The following is a 22211-nucleotide window of genomic DNA, read 5'->3' as shown; positions in this document are numbered from 1 at the left end:
ATTTCCCCCATGATCTTAGACATCAAGTGTTTTAAAGGAGCCTGCTTCTTTACTTGATTTGGAATTTTTGATTTTCTCTTGCAAATGCTGTTCAAAAAGATCTTCATCGATCGGCAAATCAACCCAGTTGTCTGTGAATGTTGAGAGCATGATCGCATTGGAAATCATTAAGCCTTTAATGCCTTCTGCTCCTGGAGCAATCAATGGTGTGCCATGAAGAATGGCATCAACAAAGTTCTGTGTGATCCCCATGTGGCCTGTTTCTGTACCTTCAACTGGGATTTCACATTTCCAACATTCCGGTTGACCAAAGCCACCCTTGTACGTTTCATTAAATTCTCTTTCGGAAACGCGCAAACGCCAGAACGTCAATTTGCCATCTTCAACGACAATTTTACCGCGGTCGCCGGACAACTCGAAACGATTCGTCCCTGGTGCTTCACCAGTTGTCGTCACGAACAATCCTGTTGCGCCATTTTCATACTCAACGAATGCCGTTACATCATCTTCAACTTCGATATTGCGGTGCTTCCCGAAATAACAGAATGCACGAACACGCTTCGGCATCATATCAATCGTCCACTGCCATAGGTCCAGTTGATGCGGATCTTGGTTAATAAGTACACCGCCGCCTTCTCCAGCCCAAGTTGCACGCCAGCCGCCTGAATCGTAATAGCTTTGTGATCTATACCAATTGGTAATAATCCAGTTCGTTCTGCGAATCTCACCTAGTTCACCAGAAGAAACCAGATCCTTTAATTTTTTATATAGAGGATTTGTACGTTGATTGTACATCATGCTGAATACTTTACCTGAAGCTTCTGCTGCTTCATTCATTTGACGCACTTGTTTGGTATACACGCCAGCCGGCTTTTCACAAATAACATGCAGGCCTGCTTGGAAAGCGCGTACAGCTGTTTCAGGGTGATCATAGTGAGGCGTTGCGATCAAAACCCCATCAATTAAGCCAGAAGCCAGAAAATCATCAAGATTGTCAAATAGCTTGACACCTTCACCAAGATTTTCCTTTGCCCACTCTAGACGATCTGCTCGCGGTTCACAAATAGCGGTAAGAACGCCGCCCTTGACTTCATTTTTCACTAAATATTTGGCATGTCCAGTTCCCATGTTACCTAGACCAACGATACCAATCCTTACTTTCTCCACTGTACGTCACCTTTTTCTTGTCAGATTCACAATTATTAAGCACGTTTTCACTTTAGCATATTTAAGAGGAGGCATCTTGTCGCAGATTGACTACCTTATTGCGAACTTTGACAGTTACACACGATTGGGACCAAGTTTACTGTACAGATGCCGGTAATTGAATACTGACCGTCGTTCCAACACCTAGCTTACTTTGATATCGGATCACACCGTGGTGCTCTTCAATGATTGTAAAACTCACCATCATACCAAGCCCTGTCCCTTTTTCCTTTGTCGTATAAAAGGGTTCACCTATCCGAGGCAGTCTGTCCTCTGAAATGCCTTGGCCTTGATCCACAAACTGCAGGTTGACCCCGTTAGCTTGATTGTGTGCCGTGATGGTCAATATACCGCCAGATGGCATCGCTTCAATCGCATTTTTGATCACGTTGACAAAAACTTGCTTGATTTGATTCCGCTCACAATTGACAGATGAAAGAATCGTATTGGCAATCAACATAATTTCAACATTATTCATAATGGCTTCTGTATTTAAAAGCTGTATCACTTCTTCAAGTATTGTTACAGGATCATGCGGCATGTAAGCAACCGCTTGCGGCTTGGCAAGAATGAGCAGCTCTCCAAGAATCAACTCAATCCGATTAAACTCTTCTTGCATGATTTGATAATAGCGCATTTTACTTTCTTCATTGGCGTGGCACATCAGCTTCACGAAGCCCTTAAGCGCCGTCAACGGGTTGCGAATCTCATGAGCAATACCAGCTGCCAATTGGCCGGCTACATGTAATTTCTCCGTTTTACGAAGCAGTTCCTCCGTCTGTTTCTGAACAGTAATATCCTGAACTGTGCCAAATAAACACAGCGCTCTACCCCATTCATCATACGTAGTCTTAGCTAAAGTATGCAAAATTCGCACATCACCTCTAACCACGACTCTAAAAATGATATCCAAGGCGCCTTCATTTAAAGCTTTTTTTGTTGCCAACTTCATCTTCAGACTATCCTCAGGGTGGATACTTTCATGAAGTACCTCAATAGGCAACGTTTGGACCGCATCTTTGCAACCAAATAATGCGTTCAATTCATCTGATACATAAACCATGTTATTAATTGTATCCCACTCATAATGGCCCAAGCCTGCTATTTCTTGAGCAATTTCCAACTTAGCTTTGCTTTGAGTCAACTCCTGCTCAATTCGTTTGTGAATGGTAATATCATGAACCAATCCACGTACGGCCATTCGCCCCCCATCTAGAACCACTCGCTCGATTTGGGAACGCAAATGGCGAATATCGCCATCTTGTCGAATAATTTTGTATTCTATATCTGACATTCCGACCAGTATTGCTTGCTTAATCGCGAGCGCTACTTTCTCACGGTCATCTACGACAATAGGCTCAATTGCTTTACATAAATCAATTCTTAAAGCAGGTTCTAGCCCATGTATTCGAAACATTTCGACCGACCACGTAATCGAATCTTCATCCAAATCTCGTTCAAAACTGCCGAATTGACCTAAACGTTGTGCCTGTATGAACCGATCTTCAACAATCTTACGTTCTGATATATCACGCCAAATCCCTAAATTCTGAGTACGTTTACCTTGCTTGTCCAATAGCCACTTGAAACTATTCTCCAACCAAACATACCAACCCTTTTTGTGAAGGAAACGACAGGTTACAATTCCTTGATCATTCGCAGCACACTCTTTTTCATTGATAAAAATGCTCTTCAGCCCATCGATATCTTCCGGGTGACAAAAAGCTAATACGCTTGCACCGTACATATCCTCCAGCTCAAATCCAAGAAGGTTTTTTACCGAGGGCGAAACATACAGCAGAATGCCATCTTCTGAAGTCAATGTAATAAGATCTTGAATATAGTTTGTGTACTTTTGATAGAGATCGTTTTCCATAGCAAAATGATTGGCAAGCATCTCTGTTTTACGAATAACAATATGTAAATTCTCACCAACGGGAAAGGCACTAACATGTATCCATTGATTGGATGGCTTTACATATTCATTGAATGAAGTTTCTTTACCACTTTTGCGGGCTTGATGAAAATAACTGTAACAAGCATGCCGAATAGCAGCAGGGAACTCAGCCCACGCCATTTTGCCAAGAAGCTCTTCAGGAGATCGGTTTAAAATACTTGCACCATAGTCATTTGCGTATATAAAATGCCAGTTTGAATCTAGAATGATAAATCCCATGGAAGCGCTTTCTTCAAACGTGCTCATCTATTCTATACGGACCCCCTCACCATTTCGTTATTATTATCGCTCACTTGTATGCACCTCGTAAAGAGAATATGCAAAAAAAAGCAACCCTCCCTCAATTTCGGGAAAGCTGCTTTCACATGAAAATTGACTTCGTTAATGACTTCCAACCAGCGATCGTTCTTTCGAAATTTGACTTAAGGCTTCACCAGCCTCATCTTCAAATTTCCCTCTAACAGCCAAATCGCCTATCGCTACAATACCGACAAGTTTCCCATTATCAATGACCGGTAAGCGCCTAATCTGGTGCTGTGCCATGATCTTAGCAGCTTCATCAACAGTCGTACTAGGACTCACGGTGGTCATCTCTTTGGTCATAACGGTTTCTACAGCCGTTGACCCGGAATGTTTTTCCGCATAGCCACGAATAACAAGGTCCCGATCCGTCACACCTCCTATGAAGGTATCCCCGTCCAGAACCCCAACAAATCCAATGTCGTGTTGTTTCATTTTCAAAGCAATCTCGAATACATTATCCAGCAAGGTAACCGTCACACAGTCTTTACTCATGATGTCCTTCACTAATTTATCTGACAATCTCATCATCCTCCTTGGTGTCCTGTTAAGCAACAGATAATTGCTACATTAGCATTCACCAAAGCACGGAGAGCATTCATGCCATATAATCCAAGGCCATGGATAGGAGTAAATTCGCTGCGTTCAGCATAGATCTTTCATCTATATCAAACTTCGGGTGATGATGGGGGTATACGATGCCCGCTTCCACATTACCAGCACCGACGAACATAAAGCATCCTGGCTTTTCTTGCAAATAATAGGAAAAGTCTTCTCCGGCCATAATAAGTGGGGATTCATGTACAGCTTCCTCACCAAACAGTGCCGCGCCCACTTGAAAGAAACGAGCAGCTTCATTGGCATCATTAATTACGGTTGGGTAGCCAAGCTTATATTCCAGCTCATACGTTGCTTGAGACATATCGCAAGTAGCCTTTAGGATTCTCTCCATGCGTGTTCTCACTTCTTGTCTTAGTTCTGGATTGAAGGTACGTACAGTTCCATTAAGTACACTCGTCTCAGCAATGACATTAAAGCTTGTACCGCCATGGAAAGAGCCTACACTGACTACACAGGGCTCAACTGGGTCAACTTGGCGGCTCACAATCGATTGCAAATTAACGACTAATTGTGAGGCCACGTACACGCTGTCAATCGTTTGGTGAGGCAAGCCGCCATGTCCGCCTTTCCCTTGGACGCGAATCGTGAATTCATCTGGCGCGGCCATAAAAGCCCCAGATCGCGTGTAAACATGACCTACGGGGAACGGTGTCCATAAATGTACACCGAATACAGCATCTACACCATCTAGGGCGCCGTCTTTAATCATCGAGTCCGCTCCACCTGGTGAAATTTCTTCAGCATGCTGGAATAGAAACACCAAATTCCCTTTGAGCTCCGTCCGATGCATGCTTGCAACCTTAGCAATCCCAAGCAAAGTTGACGTGTGTGCATCATGTCCACAGGCATGCATAATCCCGTTCTTTGTTGATGTATAGTCACAGTTCTTCTCATCCTGAATAGGTAGAGCATCCATGTCTGCACGCAGAGCTACCGTCGGTCCTTCGCCGTTGCCGCGAAGTAAGCCAACAACACCATTCCCGCCTACGCCAGTACGCACTTCAATATCCCAGCTTAGCAAATGCTTCGCTACAAATTCTGCGGTCTGATATTCGTGGTAGGAAAGCTCAGGATGCTGATGTAAATAACGTCTCCAGCCCACCATTTCTTCGTAAATGGCTTGGAGATCTTCATGAAAATGATTCATAAGTTCATCCACCTCCTAAGGCGTGATCACCTAACTATATATCTAAAATGATCTCTTGAAACCTATTCTATCAAATATCAATCACGGTTTCATCTCTAAAGTGCCATCAAATATTAGAATTTACAGATGGCAATCGACTTGCAGAACCATTAGAAACATACTATCATGAGAAAAGAATGCATACGTACAATATGGAGGCGTTAAAATTGATTATTGAAGCAACTGGCTTAAAAGGCCTAAAAAGCGATTTGGCTCACTTGGACGAAGTAACAACTAAACTTGGTTTCGTGCGCTGGCAATGGGAATACACCCGTGCTACTTACGATTTTAAAATGGAAGATAAAGCAAGTAAAGCTGTTTACTTCTTACGTGTAAATGCACGAGTAGAAACAGGTAAGCTAGAATCTCCTTATGCGGTACTGTATCTAGAGGAAGCTTACATAGGCAAAGAAACGTTCCCACATGGCTTGGACTACAATTCTCCAATCCCAGAGAATGTACTTAAGATTTCCAAACAAAAATTAGACCAACTGCAACAATTATTAGCAGACTAGGCGAGGAATCAGCATGAATCCCCCTCGAAGAGGAACGCCGGATTTTCTGCTGCTCTTATTAACCTTTGTATTGGTTTGTTTTGGTTTAGTTATGGTGTTCAGTGCAAGCTCAATGACAAGTGCCTATCGATGGGACGACCCTTGGTTCTTTACGAGAAAGCAAATTTTTGCTGTCGGGGTCGGAACCATTGGCATGTTATTTTGCATGAATATCCATTACACGAAGTTAAAGAAGCTTGTTATCCCAGCTTTTTTCTTCATTGTACTTGGCTTAATCTTCGTCGTCTTTACAAGTAAAGCGAATGGGGCGAGCAGCTGGTACTCACTTGGCAGATACGGGATACAACCGACCGAGTTTGCCAAATTAATTGTCGTTCTTTACTTAGCATCGCTGATCAGTAATAAAGAAGAGAAATTCAGAAGTTTTCGTAAGGGATTACTCCCTGCCATCTTGATCGTAGGCTTCGTGTGCAGTTTGATCCTCTTACAGCCCGATTTCGGTTCCTGTATGATTCTCTTGGCGTGCTCAGCTATTGTCATTATGGTCGGTGGGTCTAACCTCAAGCATATTTTTTATCTTGGAACTATTCTTACGATTTTTCTAGGTATTGCAATTCTTTTATACTTATTATTAGGCGATACTGACTCTAACTTTAGGCTCAATCGGATAACTTCCTTTATGGATCCATTCGCTGACCCGCAAGGCTCAGGCTTACAAGTTGTGCAATCCTTGTACGCATTCGGTCATGGCGGATTAACTGGCGCCGGATTCGGACAAGGTATTCAGAAGCTTCACTACTTACCGGAAGCACATAACGATTTCATCTTTGCTATTATAGGCGAGGAGCTCGGATTTATTGGCAGCTCTCTCTTCCTTCTCATCTATTTAATCTTCATTTGGCGAGGAATCCTCATTGCAGTGCGTTGTCCAGATATGTTCGGTATGTTATCCGGTGTAGGAATCATGGTCATGTTCGCTATACAAGCCTTTATTAATATCGGCGGCGTCACCAATACCATTCCACTTACAGGTGTAACGCTCCCCTTTATCTCAGCAGGCGGCTCCTCTATGATGGTCTCTCTCATCAGCATGGGGGTTATTCTCGGGATTTCTCGTGAACAATCCTACAAAGAATTACCAGCTTCACAAAAAACGCAAAAAACCCATAAAAAGAGACCCTTATCGACATAATATAACGTCGATAGGGTCTTTTTTTATGGGTCTTATTTAACTCGAAGTTGATCTTCAATTTCTTCTTCAGTAAATGCGACACCTTCTACTTTCACATTGACTTCCACAACATTTAACCCCGTCATATTTTCAACGGCTTCCCGAACGTTCTCTTGGAGATCTCTGCAAACATCTTGGATTCGGGAACCATATTTAACGATCACTCGTAAATCAATCGCTGCTTCAACTTGTCCTACCTCAACAGAAACGCCACGCTGCACATTTTTACCACTTAAACGCTTAGCTAAGCCTTCTGAAATACCACCTGACATGCCCGCGATGCCTGCTGTTTCCAAGGCGGCAAGCCCTGCAATTGTCGATACTACGTCATCAGAAATTCGAATTAAGCCGGTTTGATTGTCTTCGGACATACGGATCACTCCCTAAACTTGGTATAAATCTATTGTAATAAGAACAAAAGCTTAAAGCAAGAACTCCCTGCTTGTATCCATTTTAATTTACATTGGTACGCAAAGTAGGTATATTAAAAGAAGTGTAAAAATTTCCAATACATTAGAGTCGGAGGGTTCCCATTGAAAGGAAAATTGTTCTACATAGGCTTGTTAGTTTCGTTCATAGCAGCCGGAATCGCACATTATACGCACCAGAATACAACACTGCAATTCGTAATCGCATGTATCGCCATCGTTTTTGTGGCTGGATTCTTAGGAAAAGCAACAGAAAGCGTTGCACATTATGCAGGAGACCGCATGGGTGGGTTCCTCAATGCAACCTTCGGAAATGCAGCTGAGCTCATTATTGCTTTCTTCTTAGTCAGAGATGGGTTGTTCGAAGTCGTCAAAGCCAGTCTAACTGGTGCCATCATCGGGAACTTGTTGCTCGTACTTGGACTCAGCATATTCGCAGGCGGCTTAAAGTTCAAAGAACAATCCTTTAACGTTAAATTGGCTGCTCACAACTCTTCACTGATGATTCTAGGTGTTGTCGCACTCTTCATTCCCGCATTATTTGCCCGCGGTTTGACCACTGATGAAACATCCTCCATGAGTATGATTGTAGCTATTATCCTAATCGTAGCTTATCTGCTCTGGCTGTACTTCTCCATGGTAACCCACAAAAGTGTGCTGTCGGATGAAGCCATTGAACATGGTGAGGCTCCATGGTCAAAAGGCACCTCGATTCTATTCCTCATCGTTGCGACTGCTATGGTTGCCTTTACGAGTGAATGGTTAGTAGGAACCATTGATGAAGTTAAAGATAAATTCGGTCTGTCCGACCTATTTGTCGGTGCATTCCTAATTGCTATTATCGGGAATGCAGCAGAGCATAGTGCCGCGGTCATGATGGCTATGAAGAATAAAATGGGCGCAGCCGTGGAAATTGCGGTCGGAAGCTCCTTACAAATTGCTCTATTCGTTGCGCCAGTCCTAATCCTTCTCAGCTTCTTCATCAGTGGTACGCCAATGAACATTGTCTTTACCACCTATGAGATTGCAGCGATCGGCGTCGCCGTCTTCATTACCAAATCCATTACACAAGATGGATCTACGAATTGGTATGAAGGACTTCTTCTCTTGTTCGTCTATATCATCCTTGGTGTCGTATTCTTCTTAGTCTAAATACCTAGATGCAAACAAAAAAAGTAACCCCCCGGGGTTACTTTTTATTGTTCAACGCTTCATACAGCTGCGCAAGATTACGTTCAAGCTTATTGAGAATTTGTTTGCCTGGTAATTCGGAGATCAGTCCCGCTCGAATGGCAAAATCAATTTCTCTCGATAGTCCGTACATTTGCGTATCTAATACCTCTTCGTAAAGTGGACATTGACGCGTCGTCAAGTTTTCCATCTGAACTTCGATCAGCTTTTCGATTTTATCTGCATCTTCTTGAAGAAGATTAAGCGCCTTTTGATTCATATCCAGCAATAAATCAGATGAAGACATTCCCAACTTCCCCCTATACGCAAAGTCATCCGTCCTTATATGATCTATATTAAGCGAAATTGCCGTAATATACAAGAGAAGGTACCCTCAGAGATTCTGAGAATACCTTCTCTCTATTCAAAACTACTCTTGAACGACGTTTACGCCTAGATTATGCTTCGCAAATACTTCTGCCATAGCTGTTTTCGCTTCTTCAGCATCCGGTCCATGAACATGTAAATCATAGTTACTGGAGCTAAGTAGAGTCGTAAACAAGCCAAGGATACTTTTTACATCGATATACTTATTGTCGTATTGAAGAACGATAGATGATCTGAATTTATTAGCTGTTTGGGAAATCTCTACAATTGCTGCATTATTGGCACTTGGCATATTTCATTCCTCCATTATAGTCGCGTAATGAGTTGGTCGTCTTACTTCCTCTATGATAACTTGGAATAGGAAGGGAAAGCAACTACAAAATTTCCTGCATTCTCCATGTAAGCCCTTTATTTTGCCTTTTGAGCTAGAGCCCTCTTCACACTATTTCCTAGGAATACTAACAAGACCAGTATCCCAAGCAATAAGAGCAATCTCCCCTTATACCGCTGAAAATGAAATAGATCATGCGCGATCATCGACTCCAGGAATACGATTGGGAGTTTCCCCAGTAGTGTACCCCATAAGAAATGCCGAAATTTCATTCGAGTTAGACCTGCGGAGAAATTAACAGCAGATGATGGCAATATCGGAATCAATCGTCCGATTAGTACATAGAAAAAGCCGTGCCTTTCCATCCGCTTGCTAAATTGCGTAACGATCGGAAAACGTTCCAGTTTCTTTTCTACCCAAGCATGTCCATAATAACGTGCAAAATAAAAGGAAGCAACGGCTCCTAAGCACGACATCACATAGTTCACAAGAAACCCCATTTTTATTCCAAATATCGCAACATTAGTACCCGCTACGAGAACAAAAGGAATAAACGGGAAGAAGGTTTGGAAGAAAATCAAACTCATTCCAATTATTTTACCAGGCCAGCCGATGTCCCTTAAATGTCCGGACAATTGCCGCATATTACTGTGTGCAAGTTTAATGCCTACAGGATTAAAGAAGAAGAAATATAGCAAGCCAACGAGCACAATAAAAATACAAATAAGCAGTCCTGTACGTTTACTTTTAAATGCCGACAAAATTCGACCATCCTCCCTTAGACCAACTCATTGTAACATGTTACAACAGGTTCAGGAAGAGCAAACAGGTGATCGTCATCCTGACTCCATGCTCACTGGACTTAGTGAAATACGTTCAACTGGATACATACGATTGTATCTCGACTTCACATACCTGCTTAATAAAGGAAAAAGTGCCTGTCCGAAGACAAGCACCACTATGCGTCAACCGATTTGAATTTGATTACGGCCATTATTTTTGGCCTGATAAAGAGCCATATCTGCTCGGTAGAAGAGCGATTCTACACTTATCTTATCCTCTTCCCAGTTCCAGTCAGATACACCGCAGGACACCGTAACTTGAGGCTGCGTCTCTTCCATTACACGCCTCCGAATGCGCTCTGCAATCCGAACCGCCTGATCCTTAGACACTTGAGGCAGATAGACAGCAAGCTCTTCTCCACCCCATCTAGCCGCGATATCCATCTCTCTAATACTGGACTTGATGATCTGGCTGACATGAATAAGAATCTTATCACCAATTTGGTGACCATAGGTGTCATTCACTTTCTTGAAATTATCAATATCAACGACAATTAGTGACCCACAGAAGTCTTTCTTCTGCATCAAATTCGCTTGTTCATCCAAATAATGCCGAGCATAGAGCCCAGTTAAATTATCCGTAATCACCATTCGTTTCACTTCAGCATGCAAGGAGGCGTTCGTCATGGCGAGTCCAATATGGCTTGAGAGCACTTGCAAGAGCTTATAATTATCATAAGAGAAGAAGTTGGGCAAACGATGCACGATGAGGATTACCCCTTCTACGTTACCGTTTACAAGGATAGGCGAACCAATAAGTGAGCGAGAATTCGTTCGTTGCATCAAGCTTGAAGTCACTTTATCATTACTCCAATAGTCGGAAATAATGATCGGTTCTTTAGATGAGTAAATCAGACCTGAGAACCCTTGATCAAGCGTAAATGTTTCATGAAACATGGCAGGTAAGTTCGTAGCTTGAACAATAAGTTGATCACTATCTTTGGAGTTTTGAAGGATACAGCTATAATCAGCACCAAAAATACTTAAAATTTCACTAGATGCTGAATTAAAAATTTCATTTAGACGTAAACTTTGATTAAGCTGTTTGGTAATTTCATTAATGAGTCGCAATTCGTTAATCATTAGATTCGATTGCTCGTACAGTTTCGCATTTTCAAATGCTGTACCTGCAGAGTCCGCTAAGAGCGAAATGAATTGTAAATCCGATGCATCAATTAGTTCATCCGTAAACTCCATGTACAGAACACCATACACGCCTTGTTTCCCTGATAAAGGTGCCGCGATATTGCCCGAGCTTGAAGCGCTCCCTCTTAGGGTTGGCTCAAAAATGACTTGACCTTCCATAAAAGCTCGCGTTCGAATATCGGACTCTGTCCGTTGGAAGTTCAAAGGCTTAACGGACAAATTCGTTGAATCATTATCTTGTGAAAGAAGTAAATCAACACGCGTGTTGGGGTAAACACGCCCCAGACAATCAATAACTTCTGTCAAAACAGAATGCACATCAATCTTCGCAAGTAGTTTCTTGGATGCTTCAAAAAGAATGACGTGCTTTTTGGATTCCATTTCCTTCATATGGTGAAGGTTATTTAAACGATCGTACTTTCTACGTTCTTCAACATTTTGGATGGAACTTTGAAAGGAAAGTGCAAGACTATATAGCAATTGTGCTAGATTTTCCATATTTATGCGAGATTGGGTAAAAAGACCTAAATAAAACTGAATTTTACCATGATTATCCATAACTGGCGTAACAGCAATCAAATACGCTGTCAGTTCTTGCGCGTGCCAGTCATCACCATTCATTAATTGCAAATAACCTGCACTTTCACAGCGGGCAAGCGGATTATCTCCTTGATCTGCAACTTTCCAAGAACTGCCTGGTTGCAGGTACTTGCCTATCGAAGGCGTATCGTTCGAACAAGCGTTGATCACACATAGATGCTCGTTTGCGCACAACAGCGCAGTTTGCGAAGGCAGCATGTTCGGACCGAATTGCTGATTCCAGTTTTCAAATACTTGGTGTAAGTTTGGGTTTGCCTGCAAACCCTCGTAAGAAAAGTTGCCAGAAAGTATAAAGCCTTGCCGAAGAAACACGTCAAAGTGTTCTGTGCGACTATGCTTTTGTATACTGCGAAGTTCACTCATAGGCTCTCCTTCACTCACTAACAATAGTCCTGAAGTACCAATTTAAAAACTACTTATTCTTATCATACTATTTTTTCACATCTATTGCACGATATTTTCCTCTCATTCTGGCGATGAGAGACTTGACACTTGCTCTTGTTTTTAATAAAATTAGAAGTCGAGTAACACCATGATTTCGGTGAATGCCATTTGTGATCACCCTCACTGCTTTTGCTCCTGACAAGACAGCGGCTGAACTACTCTTGACAGGGAATCACTTTATGATTCGTAAGCAAAATCGGGCACTTGTCTTCACCCTGACATCTAGATGCTATTTACAAACTAATTGTCATGAGAAGGAGTTTTCCCTATATGTCACGTTATACAGGACCTAAATTCAAATTAAGCCGTCGTGTTGGTATTTCCTTGAGCGGTAACGGTAAAGACTTGAAACGCCCATTCCCTCCAGGTCAGCATGGCCCAGGACAACGCAAAAAAATGAGCGGTTACGGTGTACAATTGAACGAGAAGCAAAAACTTCGTCACATGTACGGTTTGAACGAAAAACAATTCCGCAACTTGTTCGACAAAGCATCCAAGCTTAAAGGTATTGCCGGTGAAAACTTCATGGTATTGCTTGAAAGCCGCCTAGACAACTTGGTTTACCGTCTTGGTCTTTCCAACTCCCGTGCAGGTGCTCGTCAACTAGTTGCTCATGGTCACGTAACTGTGAACGGCAAAAAAGTTGACATCGCTTCTTACATCGTATCCACTGGTGATGTGATTTCACTTCGTGAAAGAAGCAAAGGCCTTTCCACTGTGAAAGAAGCTCTTGCTAACCGTAACTACCTTCCAACTTACCTTGAGTTTAACGACGCAAGCGTAGAAGGTAAATACATCCGTTTACCAGAACGTTCCGAGCTTCCACAAGAAATTGACGAAAAACAAATCGTCGAGTTCTACAGCCGTTAATAAAAGCAACCCCCTTAGGGATTTCCCTAAGGGGGTTATTTTGTTGCCTAAGTTTTATTCAAATTTGACGAGGAAGTAATTCTTTTTACCGCGGCGAATAATGAGATAGGAATCACCTAGTCGACCCAATTGTTTCGTCGTCGCTTCCAGGTCCGTCACCTTCACGCCGTTCACTGTTACGGCTCCGCTTTCAATGTCTTGACGCGACTGGCGTTTGGATGGTGCTGCTCCCACAGAAATAAGAAGATCAATCAACGCGACATCGTCTTGCTCTAATGTTGTTGAAGGTACATCCTTGAACGCTTCTTCAATTTCAACACGTGATAGTGACTGAATATCCCCACTGAATAAGGCAGATGTGATATTAAGCGCACTCTCTAGCGCCTCTCCCCCATGTACGAGCTTCGTAACTTCGCGAGCTAGCACTTTCTGAGCTTCTCTCTTCCCTGGTTGTGCAACTACTTCAGCTTCAAGTCTTTCAATTTCTTCCTGGGATTCAAATGTGAAATATTTTAGGAATCGGATAACATCATTGTCCGCAGTTCCTAACCAGAATTGGTAGAACTGATACGGTGAAGTTTTGCTTGCATCCAGCCAAATAGCTCCGCCTTCCGTTTTACCAAACTTCTGCCCATCGCTCTTCGTAACAAGTGGCAATGTCACACCGAAAGCGCGGCGATCTGTTGATTTGCCAATAAGCTCAAGTCCAGCCGTAATATTCCCCCATTGGTCACTTCCACCAATTTGAACGGAACAGTTCTTCGTTTCATTTAACTTCAGGAAATCATAGGATTGAAGAATCATGTAACTAAACTCTGTAAACGAAATCCCTTTCGTAATACGAGAATCCACTGAATCCTTAGCCAACATGTAGTTCACTGTAAAGTTTTTGCCTACATCGCGTAGGAATTCAATGACGTTCAGGGAGCCTAACCAATCGTAATTGTTCACTAACTCAGCACTGTTTTCAATTTCAGTTGAGAAATCAAGGAAACGTGAGAGCTGATTTTTAATACTTTGAGACCATGCCTCAACGACTTCAGGTCCGTTCAATGTACGTTCATTCGCCTTACCACTCGGATCACCAATAAGCCCCGTCCCACCGCCTACCAAAGCTAAAGGAACATGTCCAGCAAGCTGGAATCTTCGCAATGTTAAAATGGGAAGCAAACTGCCAATATGCAAGCTATCAGCTGTCGGATCAAAGCCGCAGTACAGGACAACGCGCTCTTCACTCAGCTTCTTGTCTAAACCTTCTCTATCCGTAATTTGATGCAGCAAACCGCGAAACTCTAAATCCTTCAGAATACTCATGTACAACCATCCTTTATTATGAAATGAAAAAACAAAAAAGCCTTCTTATCCCAAAGGGACGAGAAGACTTGACTCGCGGTACCACCCTAATTAAAACAGCAGTTACGTACATCTATAACGGAAGTCGTAGGCACGGCGTGCTATTTTCACTCAAGAACCGATAACGAGGTTTAATCGGTAAATACTACTTGTGCAGGCACATTCCTGCAGGTTCCCATTTACTGCTCAAGACCGTAATTCACTAACCTGCAGGTACCGGTTCGCACCCTCCACCGGCTCTCTGAAAGCATCCACAAGCTACCTACTGCTGATCCATCAACGCATTTGTACTTGTTATAACACAGGAATCTGATGGTTGTCAAACCTAGAACTGAACCTTTCTCCCATCAGCATTACCGCAAAAGGTGCAATTATGGTATACTATTAGGGGTCATGTAAGGAGGATATTGGAACTTATGCGTAATTTTTTCGCGAAATGGAATCGTCCCTGGGTTAGAACGACATTTAAAGTAATTGGAATTTCATTAAAATGGGCCATTATTTGTGTGTTTTTGGCTGGCCTGCTAGGTGGATCCGCCGCTTTCGGATATGTAAGTGCACTAGTTAAAAAAGATCCTATCCGCAGCGAAGATGCGATTCGACAACAAATGCAAGAGAATGCCATCACAGGGTTCGCCTACTTCAATGATGATGCTGTGATTGGACAATTACGAACCGAAGAAGATCGACGTCTTGCCCAACTCGAAGACATCCCGCAGAACTTGTTAGACGCCGTCCTCGCCATTGAGGATAAAGATTTCTACAATCATCGCGGCATCGATTTCCGTGGTCTCTACCGTGCAGTCACACAGAAGCTTCTGAATGAAGAAGTGCAAACCGGTGGAAGTACAATTACGCAACAGCTAGCTAGACGTGTTTTCCTCACACTTGATCGCGATGACGGCCGTAAAGCAAGAGAGTTGCTGCTTGCACTTCGGATGGAACGCATCATGTCGAAGGATGAAATTTTACTTGCTTACCTAAATAAAATCCCATACGGCAATGGAGCAACGGGTTATAATCTTTACGGCATTAAAGCCGCTGCCAAAGGTCTGTTCAATATCGATGATTTAGCCAAATTGAATATTGCACAAGCCGCTTATTTAGCCGGATTACCTCAATCTCCATCGCAATATTCGGCTTTTACAAGTAAGCCTGCTTTCGATGAGGATGGCTTCAAAAAAGCGGTAACGCGTCAGCAATTAGTATTAAAGCGGATGATGGAAGAAAACAAAATCACCAATGATCAATATCAAGATGCCTTGAAATTCGATCTTAAAGCTTCCATGCCGGCAGCAGCTCAAAAAGCGTATACGACCTACCCGTATCTAATGATTGAGACCGAGCAGGAAGCATCCGAGATTTTATTGAAGCTTCAACATCCTGAGCTTGATCCGAAAACGAACCAAACCGCTTATAATGAAGCACTCAAAAGCATACATACACAGCTATTACGCGGCGGTTATCAAATCTACACCACGATTGATAAAACAATTTATGATTCGATGCATGAGATATCAAGCAATGAGAAGAATTTCGCACCTACGGATGAGAAAAAAGGCGGCATAGAGCAAGTTGGTGCCATCATGATTGATTCCAAAACGGGTGCCATCACAGGAATGATTGAAGGTCGTGACTTCTTCGATGAGCAGCTGAATCATGCTACACAAGCCTACAGGCAGCCTGGGTCTACAATGAAGCCAATTGCTGCTTATATCCCTGCACTTGAAAAAGGAGTCATTCAGCCTGCCACCATCGTAGATGATATCCCAATCATTCTCAAGGATGGCGTTAAAGGCTTCCATCTACCAGAGAACTGGGACCATAAATTCCATGGTCTGATGACGGCGCGAAGAGCTTTAAATCAATCCTATAATATCCCAGCTATCGATATATTCCTCAATAAAGTAGGCATTACGCAAGCATGGGATTTCGCTAAGAAACTAGGTATTACGTCTCTTACCAAAGAGGATAATGTCGCACAAACCGGTGTTATAGGTGGTTTAAGTCGTGGAACCTCGGTCAAGGAACTAGCAGGTGCATATGCATCTATTCCGAATAAAGGCGTGTTTAATGCACCGTACTTAATTCGTGAAATTAAAGACTCGAATGGCAAGACCATTTATGCTCATGAGCAGAAGCCCCAAACCGTGTACTCACCGCAAACGGCTTACCTAATAACGGATATGATGAAAACCGTTATTAGCAATGCTAGCCAAGGGACTGCTACGGATCTCATGAAAAAATTCAAATCATACGGTAAAATCGAGATCTCTGGAAAAACAGGCTCCACACAGGATGATGCTGATGCTTGGTTCATGGGCTTCACCCCTGATGTAACTGTCGGTGTGTGGATCGGTTATGATCAGCCGATTAATAAGCTGTCTTCCAAAACGGGCCAAACCAATCATGCAAAAGATATTTGGGCGCTCATCTTGAACAAAACAATTGAGCAAAAACCAAATCTGTTCCCGAACAAAACATTCGCGAAGCCAGATGGTATCGTTTCATCAACAGTCTCCAGCTTATCCGGCATGCTTCCAAGTGAACTGACGACAAGCTCCGAACATTTGGTGACCGATATTTTCAACAAAAAGTATTTGCCTACAGCAACCGATAATGTCATGGTTAAAATGAAAATCAGTTCGCTAAATGGGCTCAATTATGTAGCTCAAGAAACGACACCTGCTGATTTCGTATCAGAGAAAGTCGTGATTAAACGACAAAAATCAATCACCCAATTATTAAAAGAAATCGATGAAGCGATGCAAAAGCTTCCTGAGAAAAGCAGAAAGCCTATCGATTTCTATAAGCCAACTGACTATGACGTAGATGCTCCTTCCGAAGTTGATCCAAGGGTTGACGATGGTAAAGCACCTCCAGCACCTCTGAACGTCGTGACAGTCAAATCAGGTGATACGGCGACAATTACTTTCCAACCGAACACGGATGCAGATATCGTAGGCTATCGCATTTATCGTTCGGATAATCAAGGCAAGTTCCAGCTCATGGGAGGTAAAGTCGTGCTGGCAGGTGCAGAAGCGAAGATTGTTGATCAACTTCAAACGGCAGCTATAACAGGCTACTATGTCACTGCTGTTGATGTAGCAGGTAAAGAATCCATACCAAGCCGGTCTTCTTATACGGATGGTAGCTCTCTAGATTCATTAATCATCCCTGGTGTCGATAGCAATGGCAATCCTTTGACAGATCTTACTATCCCATCACCAGGAACAACAAATGGTGGAACGGGAGCTGGCACTCCTACGGGCAAGCCGGTATCCAAGGATGCTCCTTCTGCACCTACGGGCATCAAGGCAAAGGCTGAAGAAGCTTCACTTGTCCTAACATGGAAAGCGAATGATGCCAAAGACAAAGTCAAACAGTATATCGTGTACTTTAGTGATAAAGAAAAGGGCACTTACACGAAGCTAGGCACCGTTGAGAATGGAACTGAATTCCATTACTACGCGGCAGCATTCAATGGCTATTATAAAATAACAGCCATTAATGAAGCTGGAGAGTCTAAATTCTCTGCCACCATCGCTTATAATAAATAAGCGTAATTGAAGAAGAACCTGGCTGCTGTCAGGTTCTTCTTTTTTTGATGCACAAAAAAACTTTCTCCGCACCACTAAGGGTACAGAGAAAGCTAGAGATGAACCTTAATTAATCTTCAATTGTCGATAAGTCACCTGTCGGCAGGTTAAGCTCCCATGCTTTAAGCACACGACGCATGATCTTCCCGCTGCGTGTTTTTGGTAGCTTGTCCTTGAATTCAATCTCACGCGGTGCCGCATGCGCAGATAGACCTTCCTTAACGAACTTAGAAATTTCAGCTTTCAGTTCATCAGAAGCAACAAAGCCTTCACGTAACGCGATAAACGCTTTGATGATTTCTCCACGCATAGGGTCTGGTTTCCCAATAACCCCAGCTTCAGCAACAGCTGGATGCTCAACAAGTTTGCTTTCAACTTCAAATGGACCCACGCGCTCACCTGCCGTGTTAATCACATCATCCACTCGACCTTGGAACCAGAAATAACCATCCTCATCTTGATAAGCGGAATCTCCGGAAACGTACCAGCCTGTCAAACGGAAGTACTCTTCATACTTGGACGGGTTATTCCAAATTTTACGCATCATCGATGGCCAAGGTGTTTTGATCGCGAGGTTCCCCATCCGATTCGGAGGCAGAACATTACCCGCATCATCGATAATGGCAGCATCAACACCTGGAATTGGACGACCCATAGAGCCTGGTTTAATCGTCATGGAAGGATAGTTACAAATCAACTGTCCGCCTGTCTCTGTCATCCACCACGTATCGTGAATACGTTGATTATAGACCTTCATACCCCATCTGACGACTTCCGGATTCAATGGTTCACCAACACTCAATACATGACGAAGTGCCGACAAATCATAGCTTGCAGAAACATCATCGCCCGCCCCCATCAACATACGGAAAGCTGTTGGCGCACTGTACCAAACGGTTACTTTATATTTCTGAAGTGTATTGTACCAATCCTGCGGACTGAAACGTCCTCCGCGAATTACATTCGTCGCACCATTCAACCATGGAGCGAAAATCCCGTAGGAAGTCCCTGTTACCCAACCTGGGTCTGCCGTACACCAGTAGATGTCATCTTCTTTTAAATCAAGAACAATTTGTCCCGTATAGTAGTGCTGCAACATCGCATTTTGAACGTGGAATACACCTTTCGGTTTCCCAGTTGACCCGGATGTATAATGAATAATTAATCCATCTTCACGGTCCAACCATTCAATCTCAAGCTCTGTAGAAGCGTTTGCCATTTCTTTATGATAATCAACTTGTCCTTCACCAAGCTCGATGTTCTCCCCTACAAGGATCACATGCTTAAGGTGCGGAAGTTCACTATAAGGCACACGTGATAATTGGCTAGGCGTCGTGATAATCGCAACCGCTTCACTATCTTCCAATCGATCTCGAACTGCTGTTTCCATGAATGCTTCAAAAAGTGGTCCAACAACCGCGCCTACTTTGAGTGATCCCAGTAAAGAATAATACAGTTCAGGTGTCCGCGGCATGAAAATGAAAACTCTCTCACCTTTGCCAATGCCTAGATTTCTAAGCACATTACCAAATTGATTGGATCTTTCCTTCATTTGTCCAAAAGTAATCGCTTCATCACGTGTGCTGTCGCTGTAATATAAAGCAATTTTGTCCTTCTTCCCGCCTTCCGCATGACGGTCAATGGCTTCATAGGCCATATTCACTTTACCTGTTTCGTACCAGGAGAAGTTTTTCTCGATGTCTGCCCAATCAAATGTCGCATGTGTTTGTTCGTAATTAGCCATGTTTGGATTAAGGGATACTGATTTAATGAGTTCATCTTTAATTTGATCCATAAACGTAAAACCCTCCTCACGAAATAAACCGCTTTCACTTTACTGATGAATTCGAGCAAAATGTGATCGATTTTTGACATGTTCTATTATAACATACTCAGAATATTTCGCCTATGTTTAAGTTTTGCTATGATTTCAAACAAAAGTTTGGTATAAAATTACTATGAATCCAAAATAAACGACTACGCCGTCCTTCATGGACTTCTCACAATGTTTATGTAGAAATATAACCGACTAATTATGTGAAACATATAAATTCTTATATTTTTAGTAAAGGAAACGCCCATCATGCTGTTTTTTAGAAGGAGAGCAAAAGTTATGCAGCATATCAAGATCTACCACTCACAAAGCTTGCGCACTGCTCCCGATCAACCTGAAATTATAATTGAGGGTCCCGTTTCACCAGAAAAATTGCAGGAACTTACCATGCACGCGAAGCTTGACGCCTTCCGGAGACCGAAAGAACAACTCGAAGCACTCATCGAGATAGCCGGGTTACCTGAAGGACGAATCATACTTGCGAGAGATGGATCCACCATTGTCGGTTACGTTACCTTCCATTACGCAGATGAAATTGAGCGATGGTCACAAGGCAATATGAAGGATTTAATTGAACTCGGTGCGATTGAAGTCGCTGATGATTACAGATCGATTGGTTTAGGCAAAAAAATGATACAGCTTGCATTTGAAGATGATCAAATGGAAAATGTCATTTGCTTCACAACCGAGTATTATTGGCATTGGGATTTGGAAACGAGTAAATTAACCGTTTGGGAATATCGTCAAATGATGGAAAAGCTCATGAAAAGCGTCGATATGATCTGGTTTGCAACCGATGATCCAGAAATTTGCTCACATCCTGCCAACTGTCTGATGGTGAGAATCGGGAAGCAGGTACCCATCTCGTCAGTCGAGCAGTTTGATCGCGTGCGTTTTCAGCAGCGCTTTATGTATTAGCTCCATGAGATGCAGTTAGCAGCAGATCTTCAAACGAAATTGTTAGCCAATTCGGGGGAATTTGGAAATGGACATGAAGTTTACGGAACCTGTGTTTATCTATGATGATCAAGAGATTCAATATAAATTTAATGATACACATCCTTTTAATCAGGATCGTCTCATTATGACCGTTGATTTGCTACGTAAATCTGGCGCACTTCCAGACAAGGCGGTACTAACGTCTCGCTCAGCGACTGATGCAGAACTCTTGCGGGTGCATTCAGCTAGTTATATCGAGGCAGTAAAAGCGCTAAGTGTTCCTGCTCCTGAGGAACGCTGGGTGCGTGAAGCAGCCCGTTTCGGGCTCGATACAGACGACACGCCCTACTTCCCAGGGATGCATGACATCACTGCGAAGGTCGTAGGCGGCTCTATCCTTGCCGTAGACCTCGTTATGACCGGCCAAGCGCCTCATGCCTTACATTTAGGCGGTGGCCTCCACCATGCCCTGCAGAGCAAAGGTGCGGGATTCTGCGTCTATAATGACGCATCTGCGGCGATCGCTTATGCCAAAGAGAAGTATGGCGCTAAGGTGCTGTACATCGATACAGATGTACACCACGGCGATGGCGTGCAGTGGAGTTTCTACGCCGACCCACAGGTCGGCACGCTCTCCATTCACGAGACGGGGAAATATTTATTCCCCGGCACGGGGGCTGTGAACGAACGCGGAGAAGGCGACGCGTTCGGAACAAGTGTAAACATCCCGGTGGAGCCCTACACCGAGGATGATTCTTGGCTGGAATGTTTCAGCGAGGTGCTAACCGAGCTGATCGCCCGCTTCCAGCCGGACGTCATTATCTCGCAGCATGGATGCGATGCCCATGCTTTCGACCCGCTCGCGCATGTGCATTGCTCCATGCGCGTGTACAAGGCCATGCCCGAGCTTATCCATCGACTTGCGCACCAATGGTGCGAAGGTCGGTGGGTCGCGCTCGGGGGCGGCGGGTACGACATCTGGCGTGTCGTACCGCGGGCTTGGAGCCTGCTCTGGCTCGTGATGAGCGAGCAGGCGATTGTGAGCCAGCTGGAGGCGGAGCCCCAGCTGAGGCTGCCCCAGGCGTGGCTAGACGCCTGGCAGGGCAAGAGCCCCGTCCCACTCGTGGAGACGTGGCTCGACCCGGTTGAAGCTTGGGCGCCGATTCCAAGGCGCCAGGTGATCACCGAGAAGAATCGACAGACCAAGGAACTGGCGATGATGTATTTGAAATAAATCGTTCCGAAATTGAAA

The 22211-nt window shown here is 43.5% G+C and carries 18 protein-coding genes and 1 other annotated feature; of the genes, 7 read left to right on the top strand and 11 right to left on the bottom strand.

Annotated elements, in window-relative coordinates:
* Positions 1–15: 15 nt before the first annotated feature.
* The 4 genes from ACSQ8O_RS17735 to ACSQ8O_RS17720 all read right to left on the bottom strand — a co-directional run bounded on the left by ACSQ8O_RS17735 (position 16) and on the right by ACSQ8O_RS17720 (position 5231).
* Positions 16–1167 (bottom strand): Gfo/Idh/MocA family protein, encoded by a 1152-nt coding sequence (locus ACSQ8O_RS17735; protein WP_056612422.1) that lies wholly within the window; start codon positions 1165–1167, stop codon positions 16–18.
* Positions 1168–1303: 136 nt separating this feature from the next.
* On the bottom strand, positions 1304–3409 hold the full coding sequence (locus ACSQ8O_RS17730) for a PAS domain S-box protein (protein WP_436242728.1): 2106 nt from the start codon (positions 3407–3409) through the stop codon (positions 1304–1306).
* Between the two features lie 135 nt (positions 3410–3544).
* Positions 3545–3958, bottom strand: a complete 414-nt coding sequence (locus tag ACSQ8O_RS17725; RefSeq protein WP_436242961.1) for a CBS domain-containing protein — start codon at positions 3956–3958, stop codon at positions 3545–3547.
* Positions 3959–4061: 103 nt separating this feature from the next.
* On the bottom strand, positions 4062–5231 hold the full coding sequence (locus tag ACSQ8O_RS17720) for a M20 family metallopeptidase (protein WP_436242727.1): 1170 nt from the start codon (positions 5229–5231) through the stop codon (positions 4062–4064).
* Between the two features lie 206 nt (positions 5232–5437).
* On the opposite strand from ACSQ8O_RS17720, the gene ACSQ8O_RS17715 reads away from it, so the two are divergent.
* Positions 5438–5785 carry a YugN family protein gene (locus ACSQ8O_RS17715; RefSeq protein ID WP_056612435.1) on the top strand — a complete coding sequence of 116 codons (348 nt, stop codon included), beginning with the start codon at positions 5438–5440 and terminating at the stop codon, positions 5783–5785.
* 13 nt (positions 5786–5798) lie between these two features.
* Complete coding sequence (ftsW, locus tag ACSQ8O_RS17710) at positions 5799–6977, top strand: putative lipid II flippase FtsW (RefSeq protein ID WP_436242726.1); 1179 nt, start codon at positions 5799–5801, stop codon at positions 6975–6977.
* Positions 6978–7009: 32 nt separating this feature from the next.
* Here ftsW and ACSQ8O_RS17705 read toward each other — a convergent pair whose 3' ends face one another.
* Entirely contained in the window at positions 7010–7387 is a 378-nt protein-coding gene (locus ACSQ8O_RS17705; RefSeq protein ID WP_056612440.1) for an Asp23/Gls24 family envelope stress response protein, read from the bottom strand.
* 162 nt (positions 7388–7549) lie between these two features.
* Here ACSQ8O_RS17705 and cax point away from each other — a divergent pair, with 162 nt between their 5' ends.
* Positions 7550–8596 carry a calcium/proton exchanger gene (cax, locus tag ACSQ8O_RS17700; protein ID WP_436242725.1) on the top strand — a complete coding sequence of 349 codons (1047 nt, stop codon included), beginning with the start codon at positions 7550–7552 and terminating at the stop codon, positions 8594–8596.
* Positions 8597–8633: 37 nt separating this feature from the next.
* On the opposite strand, the gene ACSQ8O_RS17695 is transcribed toward cax, so the two are convergent.
* The 4 genes from ACSQ8O_RS17695 to ACSQ8O_RS17680 form a co-directional block, all read right to left on the bottom strand.
* Positions 8634–8921 (bottom strand): YlaN family protein, encoded by a 288-nt coding sequence (locus tag ACSQ8O_RS17695; protein ID WP_056612445.1) that lies wholly within the window; start codon positions 8919–8921, stop codon positions 8634–8636.
* A 123-nt stretch (positions 8922–9044) separates the two neighbouring features.
* Positions 9045–9293 (bottom strand): HPr family phosphocarrier protein, encoded by a 249-nt coding sequence (locus tag ACSQ8O_RS17690; RefSeq protein ID WP_056612449.1) that lies wholly within the window; start codon positions 9291–9293, stop codon positions 9045–9047.
* A 116-nt stretch (positions 9294–9409) separates the two neighbouring features.
* Positions 9410–10093 carry a TVP38/TMEM64 family protein gene (locus ACSQ8O_RS17685; protein ID WP_436242724.1) on the bottom strand — a complete coding sequence of 228 codons (684 nt, stop codon included), beginning with the start codon at positions 10091–10093 and terminating at the stop codon, positions 9410–9412.
* Positions 10094–10297: 204 nt separating this feature from the next.
* Positions 10298–12283, bottom strand: coding sequence for a sensor domain-containing diguanylate cyclase (locus ACSQ8O_RS17680; RefSeq protein ID WP_436242723.1), 1986 nt, complete (start codon positions 12281–12283; stop codon positions 10298–10300).
* Positions 12284–12634: 351 nt separating this feature from the next.
* Between ACSQ8O_RS17680 and rpsD the strand changes: the two genes are divergently transcribed.
* Positions 12635–13234, top strand: a complete 600-nt coding sequence (gene rpsD / locus ACSQ8O_RS17675) for a 30S ribosomal protein S4 (protein WP_056612460.1) — start codon at positions 12635–12637, stop codon at positions 13232–13234.
* A 54-nt stretch (positions 13235–13288) separates the two neighbouring features.
* Here rpsD and tyrS read toward each other — a convergent pair whose 3' ends face one another.
* Complete coding sequence (tyrS, locus tag ACSQ8O_RS17670; protein WP_056612464.1) at positions 13289–14548, bottom strand: tyrosine--tRNA ligase; 1260 nt, start codon at positions 14546–14548, stop codon at positions 13289–13291.
* Positions 14549–14599: 51 nt separating this feature from the next.
* Positions 14600–14876 (bottom strand) — a binding site (T-box leader).
* A 127-nt stretch (positions 14877–15003) separates the two neighbouring features.
* Here tyrS and ACSQ8O_RS17665 point away from each other — a divergent pair.
* Positions 15004–18147: a transglycosylase domain-containing protein gene (locus ACSQ8O_RS17665; RefSeq protein ID WP_436242722.1), complete on the top strand. Its 3144-nt coding sequence runs from the start codon at positions 15004–15006 to the stop codon at positions 18145–18147.
* 109 nt (positions 18148–18256) lie between these two features.
* Here the strand turns inward: ACSQ8O_RS17665 and acsA are convergent, their stop codons facing one another.
* Positions 18257–19981, bottom strand: a complete 1725-nt coding sequence (acsA, locus tag ACSQ8O_RS17660) for an acetate--CoA ligase (RefSeq protein WP_056612470.1) — start codon at positions 19979–19981, stop codon at positions 18257–18259.
* A 318-nt stretch (positions 19982–20299) separates the two neighbouring features.
* Between acsA and ACSQ8O_RS17655 the strand changes: the two genes are divergently transcribed.
* Both ACSQ8O_RS17655 and ACSQ8O_RS17650 read left to right on the top strand, forming a co-directional pair.
* Entirely contained in the window at positions 20300–20938 is a 639-nt protein-coding gene (locus ACSQ8O_RS17655) for a GNAT family N-acetyltransferase (protein ID WP_056612473.1), read from the top strand.
* A gap of 73 nt (positions 20939–21011) precedes the next feature.
* Positions 21012–22193 (top strand): acetoin utilization protein AcuC, encoded by a 1182-nt coding sequence (locus tag ACSQ8O_RS17650; protein WP_436242960.1) that lies wholly within the window; start codon positions 21012–21014, stop codon positions 22191–22193.
* Positions 22194–22211: the final 18 nt, after the last annotated feature.

The organism is Paenibacillus sp. LjRoot56, from assembly GCF_964253335.1.
GTDB classification, from domain to species: Bacteria; Bacillota; Bacilli; order Paenibacillales; family NBRC-103111; genus Paenibacillus_E; species Paenibacillus_E allorhizoplanae.
Note: the sequence above shows the minus strand (reverse complement) of the source record. Positions and strands in the feature narration are given on the sequence as shown.

What these genes read in the sequence shown, in the direction of transcription:
- ACSQ8O_RS17730 (WP_436242728.1), bottom strand. Translation starts at nt 3,409, where the DNA reads ATGAGCACGTTTGAAGAAAGCGCTTCCATGGGATTTATCATTCTAGAT.
- ACSQ8O_RS17725 (WP_436242961.1), bottom strand. Translation starts at nt 3,958, where the DNA reads ATGAGTAAAGACTGTGTGACGGTTACCTTGCTGGATAATGTATTCGAG.
- ACSQ8O_RS17720 (WP_436242727.1), bottom strand. Translation starts at nt 5,231, where the DNA reads ATGAATCATTTTCATGAAGATCTCCAAGCCATTTACGAAGAAATGGTG.
- ftsW (WP_436242726.1), top strand. Translation starts at nt 5,799, where the DNA reads ATGAATCCCCCTCGAAGAGGAACGCCGGATTTTCTGCTGCTCTTATTA.
- ACSQ8O_RS17705 (WP_056612440.1), bottom strand. Translation starts at nt 7,387, where the DNA reads ATGTCCGAAGACAATCAAACCGGCTTAATTCGAATTTCTGATGACGTA.
- ACSQ8O_RS17695 (WP_056612445.1), bottom strand. Translation starts at nt 8,921, where the DNA reads ATGTCTTCATCTGATTTATTGCTGGATATGAATCAAAAGGCGCTTAAT.
- ACSQ8O_RS17690 (WP_056612449.1), bottom strand. Translation starts at nt 9,293, where the DNA reads ATGCCAAGTGCCAATAATGCAGCAATTGTAGAGATTTCCCAAACAGCT.
- ACSQ8O_RS17680 (WP_436242723.1), bottom strand. Translation starts at nt 12,283, where the DNA reads ATGAGTGAACTTCGCAGTATACAAAAGCATAGTCGCACAGAACACTTT.
- rpsD (WP_056612460.1), top strand. Translation starts at nt 12,635, where the DNA reads ATGTCACGTTATACAGGACCTAAATTCAAATTAAGCCGTCGTGTTGGT.
- tyrS (WP_056612464.1), bottom strand. Translation starts at nt 14,548, where the DNA reads ATGAGTATTCTGAAGGATTTAGAGTTTCGCGGTTTGCTGCATCAAATT.
- ACSQ8O_RS17665 (WP_436242722.1), top strand. Translation starts at nt 15,004, where the DNA reads ATGCGTAATTTTTTCGCGAAATGGAATCGTCCCTGGGTTAGAACGACA.
- acsA (WP_056612470.1), bottom strand. Translation starts at nt 19,981, where the DNA reads ATGGATCAAATTAAAGATGAACTCATTAAATCAGTATCCCTTAATCCA.
- ACSQ8O_RS17655 (WP_056612473.1), top strand. Translation starts at nt 20,300, where the DNA reads ATGCAGCATATCAAGATCTACCACTCACAAAGCTTGCGCACTGCTCCC.
- ACSQ8O_RS17650 (WP_436242960.1), top strand. Translation starts at nt 21,012, where the DNA reads ATGAAGTTTACGGAACCTGTGTTTATCTATGATGATCAAGAGATTCAA.